Source organism: Enterobacillus tribolii (assembly GCF_003363015.1).
Classification (GTDB): domain Bacteria; phylum Pseudomonadota; class Gammaproteobacteria; order Enterobacterales; family Enterobacteriaceae; genus Enterobacillus; species Enterobacillus tribolii.
Genome location: NZ_QRAP01000026.1, coordinates 1 through 4892, shown reverse-complemented (window position 1 = coordinate 4892; position 4892 = coordinate 1). Strand labels below are relative to the sequence as shown.

Genomic DNA, 4892 nt, shown 5'->3' with positions numbered 1-4892 from the left:
GTCTCTCACCAAAACACCTTCGGTGTTGTAAGGTTAAGCCTCTCGGTTCATTAGTATCGGTTAGCTCAACGCATCGCTGCGCTTACACACCCGACCTATCAACGTCGTCGTCTTCAACGTTCCTTTAGTGGACTCTAGGTCCAAGGGAGAACTCATCTCGGGGCAAGTTTCGTGCTTAGATGCTTTCAGCACTTATCTCTTCCGCATGTAGCTACCGGGCAATGCCATTGGCATGACAACCCGAACACCAGTGATGCGTCCACTCCGGTCCTCTCGTACTAGGAGCAGCCCCCCTCAATTCTCCAACGCCCACGGCAGATAGGGACCGAACTGTCTCACGACGTTCTAAACCCAGCTCGCGTACCACTTTAAATGGCGAACAGCCATACCCTTGGGACCTACTTCAGCCCCAGGATGTGATGAGCCGACATCGAGGTGCCAAACACCGCCGTCGATATGAACTCTTGGGCGGTATCAGCCTGTTATCCCCGGAGTACCTTTTATCCGTTGAGCGATGGCCCTTCCATTCAGAACCACCGGATCACTAAGACCTGCTTTCGCACCTGCTCGAGCCGTCACTCTCGCAGTCAAGCTAGCTTATGCCTTTGCACTAACCTCCTGATGTCCGACCAGGATTAGCTAACCTTCGTGCTCCTCCGTTACGCTTTGGGAGGAGACCGCCCCAGTCAAACTACCCACCAGACACTGTCCGCAACCCGGATTACGGGTCTACGTTAGAACATCAAACATTAAAGGGTGGTATTTCAAGGTCGGCTCCACGCAGACTGGCGTCCACGCTTCAAAGCCTCCCACCTATCCTACACATCAAGGCTCAATGTTCAGTGTCAAGCTATAGTAAAGGTTCACGGGGTCTTTCCGTCTTGCCGCGGGTACACTGCATCTTCACAGCGAGTTCAATTTCACTGAGTCTCGGGTGGAGACAGCCTGGCCATCATTACGCCATTCGTGCAGGTCGGAACTTACCCGACAAGGAATTTCGCTACCTTAGGACCGTTATAGTTACGGCCGCCGTTTACTGGGGCTTCGATCAAGAGCTTCTCCTTACGGATAACCCCATCAATTAACCTTCCAGCACCGGGCAGGCGTCACACCGTATACGTCCACTTTCGTGTTTGCACAGTGCTGTGTTTTTATTAAACAGTTGCAGCCAGCTGGTATCTTCGACCGGCTTCGGCTCCATGAGCAAGTCACTTCACCTATTGCCGGCGTGCCTTCTCCCGAAGTTACGGCACCATTTTGCCTAGTTCCTTCACCCGAGTTCTCTCAAGCGCCTGAGTATTCTCTACCTGACCACCTGTGTCGGTTTGGGGTACGATTTCGTGTTACCTGGAGCTTAGAGGCTTTTCCTGGAAGCAGGGCATCAACTACTTCAGCTCCGTAGAGCTTCGTCATCACGCCTCAGTGTTAAAGGTAACCGGATTTGCCAGGTCACCACACCTACACGCTTGAACCGGGACAACCGTCGCCCGGATAGCCTAGCCTTCTCCGTCCCCCCTTCGCAGTAACACCAAGTACAGGAATATTAACCTGTTTCCCATCGACTACGCTTTTCAGCCTCGCCTTAGGGGTCGACTCACCCTGCCCCGATTAACGTTGGACAGGAACCCTTGGTCTTCCGGCGTGCGGGTTTTTCACCCGCATTATCGTTACTTATGTCAGCATTCGCACTTCTGATACCTCCAGCATGCCTCACAGCACACCTTCACAGGCTTACAGAACGCTCCCCTACCCAACAACGCCTGAGCGTCGCTGCCGCAGCTTCGGTGCATGGTTTAGCCCCGTTACATCTTCCGCGCAGGCCGACTCGACCAGTGAGCTATTACGCTTTCTTTAAATGATGGCTGCTTCTAAGCCAACATCCTGGCTGTCTGGGCCTTCCCACATCGTTTCCCACTTAACCATGACTTTGGGACCTTAGCTGGCGGTCTGGGTTGTTTCCCTCTTCACGACGAACGTTAGCACCCGCCGTGTGTCTCCCGTGATAACATTCTTCGGTATTCGTAGTTTGCATCGGGTTGGTAAGTCGGGATGACCCCCTAGCCGAAACAGTGCTCTACCCCCGAAGATGAGTTCACGAGGCGCTACCTAAATAGCTTTCGGGGAGAACCAGCTATCTCCCGGTTTGATTGGCCTTTCACCCCCAGCCACAAGTCATCCGCTAATTTTTCAACATTAGTCGGTTCGGTCCTCCAGTTAGTGTTACCCAACCTTCAACCTGCCCATGGCTAGATCACCGGGTTTCGGGTCTATACCCTGCAACTTAACGCCCAGTTAAGACTCGGTTTCCCTGCGGCTCCCCTATTCGGTTAACCTTGCTACAGAATATAAGTCGCTGACCCATTATACAAAAGGTACGCAGTCACCCTGATAAATCAGGGCTCCCACTGCTTGTACGTACACGGTTTCAGGTTCTCTTTCACTCCCCTCGCCGGGGTTCTTTTCGCCTTTCCCTCACGGTACTGGTTCACTATCGGTCAGTCAGGAGTATTTAGCCTTGGAGGATGGTCCCCCCATATTCAGACAGGATGTCACGTGTCCCGCCCTACTCATCGAACTCACACCAACTGCACTTTCGTGTACGGGGCTATCACCCTGTATCGCGCGACTTTCCAGACGCTTCCACTACTGCAGCTGATGATTCAGGTTCTGGGCTTTTCCCCGTTCGCTCGCCGCTACTGGGGGAATCTCGGTTGATTTCTTTTCCTCAGGGTACTTAGATGTTTCAGTTCCCCTGGTTCGCCTCATTAACCTATGGATTCAGTTAATGATGATGCACAAGTGCACCGGGTTTCCCCATTCGGACATCGCCGGGTATAGCGGTTCATATCACCTTACCGGCGCTTATCGCAGATTAGCACGTCCTTCATCGCCTCTGACTGCCTAGGCATCCACCGTGTACGCTTAGTCGCTTAACCTCACAACCCGAAGATGTTTCGGGATGCAAGTTTGTTGAGAGACTCGTGATTAATCATAAAGACTAATCATCGTTTCAAATTTTCAGCTTGTTCCGGATTGTTAAAGAGCAAATATCTCAAACCAGACTTAGCAGTCTGCTTTGAGATATATCTGGCAACGCCTTTCACCCGTCACCACGCGTGGCGTCCCCTAGGGGATTCGAACCCCTGTTACCGCCGTGAAAGGGCGGTGTCCTAGGCCTCTAGACGAAGGGGACACAAAGTCTTCTTCGCAGACGCGCGCGCTCTGCACATTTCATCAGACAATCTGTGTGGACACGTCACAAAATCACGCATCATTAGGTAAGGAGGTGATCCAACCGCAGGTTCCCCTACGGTTACCTTGTTACGACTTCACCCCAGTCATGAATCACAAAGTGGTAAGCGCCCTCCCGAAGGTTAAGCTACCTACTTCTTTTGCAACCCACTCCCATGGTGTGACGGGCGGTGTGTACAAGGCCCGGGAACGTATTCACCGTGGCATTCTGATCCACGATTACTAGCGATTCCGACTTCATGGAGTCGAGTTGCAGACTCCAATCCGGACTACGACGTACTTTATGAGGTCCGCTTGCTCTCGCGAGGTCGCTTCTCTTTGTATACGCCATTGTAGCACGTGTGTAGCCCTACTCGTAAGGGCCATGATGACTTGACGTCATCCCCACCTTCCTCCGGTTTATCACCGGCAGTCTCCTTTGAGTTCCCGACCGAATCGCTGGCAACAAAGGATAAGGGTTGCGCTCGTTGCGGGACTTAACCCAACATTTCACAACACGAGCTGACGACAGCCATGCAGCACCTGTCTCACAGTTCCCGAAGGCACAGTCTCATCTCTGAGACCTTCTGTGGATGTCAAGAGTAGGTAAGGTTCTTCGCGTTGCATCGAATTAAACCACATGCTCCACCGCTTGTGCGGGCCCCCGTCAATTCATTTGAGTTTTAACCTTGCGGCCGTACTCCCCAGGCGGTCGACTTAACGCGTTAGCTCCGGAAGCCACTCCTCAAGGGAACAACCTCCAAGTCGACATCGTTTACAGCGTGGACTACCAGGGTATCTAATCCTGTTTGCTCCCCACGCTTTCGCACCTGAGCGTCAGTCTTCGTCCAGGGGGCCGCCTTCGCCACCGGTATTCCTCCAGATCTCTACGCATTTCACCGCTACACCTGGAATTCTACCCCCCTCTACGAGACTCAAGCTGACCAGTTTCAAATGCAGTTCCCAGGTTAAGCCCGGGGATTTCACATCTGACTTAATCAACCGCCTGCGTGCGCTTTACGCCCAGTAATTCCGATTAACGCTTGCACCCTCCGTATTACCGCGGCTGCTGGCACGGAGTTAGCCGGTGCTTCTTCTGCGGGTAACGTCAATTGCTGAGTGTATTAAACTCAGCACCTTCCTCCCCGCTGAAAGTACTTTACAACCCGAAGGCCTTCTTCATACACGCGGCATGGCTGCATCAGGCTTGCGCCCATTGTGCAATATTCCCCACTGCTGCCTCCCGTAGGAGTCTGGACCGTGTCTCAGTTCCAGTGTGGCTGGTCATCCTCTCAGACCAGCTAGGGATCGTCGCCTAGGTGAGCCATTACCCCACCTACTAGCTAATCCCATCTGGGCACATCTGATGGCAAGAGGCCCGAAGGTCCCCCTCTTTGGTCTTGCGACGTTATGCGGTATTAGCCACCGTTTCCAGTGGTTATCCCCCTCCATCAGGCAGTTTCCCAGACATTACTCACCCGTCCGCCGCTCGCCGGCGGGGAAGCAAGCTTCCCCCCGCTGCCGCTCGACTTGCATGTGTTAGGCCTGCCGCCAGCGTTCAATCTGAGCCATGATCAAACTCTTCAATTAAAGTTTGATGCTCAAAGAATCTTACTGTTAGTTCGTAATGAATTAACTGTTGTTCACTCTTCAAGACTTTT

Annotated in this window: 1 tRNA gene and 2 rRNA genes; all 3 read right to left on the bottom strand. The window is 52.9% G+C overall.

Annotated elements, in window-relative coordinates:
* Positions 1-29: 29 nt before the first annotated feature.
* The 3 genes from C8D90_RS21810 to C8D90_RS21800 all read right to left on the bottom strand — a co-directional run bounded on the left by C8D90_RS21810 (position 30) and on the right by C8D90_RS21800 (position 4821).
* Positions 30-2936 (bottom strand): 23S ribosomal RNA (locus C8D90_RS21810).
* Positions 2937-3117: 181 nt separating this feature from the next.
* A tRNA-Glu gene (locus C8D90_RS21805) sits at positions 3118-3193 on the bottom strand.
* Positions 3194-3279: 86 nt separating this feature from the next.
* Positions 3280-4821, bottom strand: a 16S ribosomal RNA gene (locus tag C8D90_RS21800).
* Together the 16S and 23S rRNA genes with 1 tRNA gene alongside form the textbook arrangement of a ribosomal RNA operon.
* Positions 4822-4892: the final 71 nt, after the last annotated feature.